The organism is Myxosarcina sp. GI1(2024), assembly GCF_053543375.1.
The window spans coordinates 88,339-90,254 of sequence record NZ_JBKGTY010000009.1 but is presented as its reverse complement, the minus strand read 5'-3'; the positions used below and the strand labels follow the sequence as shown (position 1 = coordinate 90,254).

The 1,916-nt window shown below is 41.5% G+C and carries 3 protein-coding genes; 1 reads left to right on the top strand and 2 read right to left on the bottom strand.

Features of this window, described 5'->3' with window-relative positions; translation table 11 throughout:
• Nucleotides 1-40: 40 nt before the first annotated feature.
• Complete coding sequence (locus ACLFKQ_RS24665) at nt 41-490, bottom strand: hypothetical protein (protein ID WP_449002334.1); 450 nt, start codon at nt 488-490, stop codon at nt 41-43.
• Nucleotides 491-716: 226 nt separating this feature from the next.
• Nucleotides 717-1,403, bottom strand: a complete 687-nt coding sequence (locus ACLFKQ_RS24660; protein WP_449002333.1) for an AraC family transcriptional regulator — start codon at nt 1,401-1,403, stop codon at nt 717-719.
• A 163-nt stretch (nt 1,404-1,566) separates the two neighbouring features.
• Between ACLFKQ_RS24660 and ACLFKQ_RS24655 the strand changes: the two genes are divergently transcribed.
• Nucleotides 1,567-1,916: IS6 family transposase (locus ACLFKQ_RS24655; RefSeq protein WP_449001685.1), on the top strand; the 350-nt coding region annotated here is incomplete at its 3' end.

Sequence of the window (1,916 nt, the reverse complement as noted above, 5' to 3'; positions counted from 1 at the left end):
TATAAAGCTAGTTTGGGCTTTGTTTGGGCTTGATTTTTGTTTAAGTACCGTTAGTCACATCGACTCCCACAATTACCCGACTCCCTGTATCTACTGCCAATTGAAAGTTGTAGGCAGGTCGGAATCCCCCATCCGGCATTTTCATCACCCTCGCTTCAGCATCGATGATGGATACCCTGGCTCGATCTTGTTTGTTCTTGGGTTTGGCTTTTCTGGCTTGCGGCAGTTCTTTTAAGGCAGCTTCGAACCGCTCGAGGCGCTCCCGTCTGGCTCTGGCTCTAGCTTGTTGCTGTCTTGCGGTTCCCTGCTGTTCACAATCCTCCTCACTCGAAAGCAATTCTAACTCTAAGGCTTGAGCGCGACACAGGTGTTCCCTTACGGTGGCTTCTCGCCGAAAAGAAGCGGCTCCGGCGCTGGCTCTAACTCTCATTCCATCTTGAGCCACTTGTTCCAACTCGATTAAGTTTGCCTCTCTTAAGGCAACGACCAACTATCCATCAGTTGAGTCAGGGCTTTAAATGCACCTTTAGCATCGACTCCATAAACATGAGGTATGCCGTAGTCATCCCAGAGTATTTCGGTATTTTTGAGGTACTTTGTAAATTTGTTTGCCGTAAATTTGTTTGCCCGATAAATAAAGCTATTAGTAAACCGATAAGAAATAAAACTGGTTTGAGAGATTAATCAAACAAATGCTTAAAATCATTGTAGTGATGTTAACTTTGACGGTAAGCTTTGGGAGTAATTCCTGTCAGTTGACGAAAATATTTCCCCAGATGGCTCTGACTGCTAAAACCACAGTCTAAAGCGATATCTGCGATCGCTCTATCTTCTTTTTTGAGTAAGCGTTTAGCTAGTTCGATTTTTTGCTCTATTATGTATTGATGGGGAGTTTTGCCTGTCGATTGTTTAAATAGTCTGCTGAAATGAAACTGGCTGATACCGACAAATGCTGCTAAGTCTTTAATCTTAATCGATTGATTCAAACGATCTTTGATGTAATCGGTTGCTTTGAGTAATGCGCGATCGCTTAACCCTCCTGAGTAAGTTGCTACTAAGGATTTAACGCCAGAATAATTTCTTAATAGATTAACCACTAAAGCATTAGCTAAAGACTCAACATAAAGCTGTCCAACTCCACAATCACCTTGATACAATTCGGCACGCAGCATCATTGCTAGTTGTTCTATCTGAGGATTGCGAGCGCGAAATTCTGTTCGTAATTCCCAGCGATCGAGATCGATGTTAGTGGTTTCTCTGCCTAATTGTTTGAGAAGATTTGGTGGAATTCTAATTTGTAAATAGCGGTCGTCATTATAAGCCTGATAATAACCAGAAAGTCCAGCGGGAACTACAGTCAGATCGCCTTTGGTATAAAGTCCCGTATAGCTACGATTATCCATAGCTTGCCATATACGACCAGAACAGGTTGTCAAACTCAAAACAATTGTATGCTCGTGCCAAAAACCAGATGCGATTGTTCCTGAAGGCTGCTGAAACGGTAATGTTGCAAAAACTTAAGACAAACTTGTAGTATTTAACAAACGTAAATAACTACTAGACCAGATGAACTCAAAGCAACCATTTAAGTGGAAACATTTTCAAGGAGAAATAATTTTACTTTGTGTGAGGTGGTATCTCCGCTATGGTTTGAGTTATCGTGATTTAGCAGAAATCATGCAAGAGCGAGGACTATCTGTAGACCACACCACGATTTACCGATGGGTGATGATTTATGCACCACAAATAGAAAGAAGAGCCAGAAAGCATCTCATCTCAACTAATGACTCTTGGCGAGTAGATCAAACTTATCTCAAGGTCAAAGGAAAATGGAAATATCTATATAGAGCAGTTGACAGCAATGGTATTACCATAGAGTTTATGTTTAGTGCCAGGAGAGATAAACAAGCTGCTAA

Bases quoted from the DNA above. Each gene is read 5' to 3' on its own strand.
- ACLFKQ_RS24660 (WP_449002333.1), bottom strand. From the start codon at position 1,403: ATGGATAATCGTAGCTATACGGGACTTTATACCAAAGGCGATCTGACT.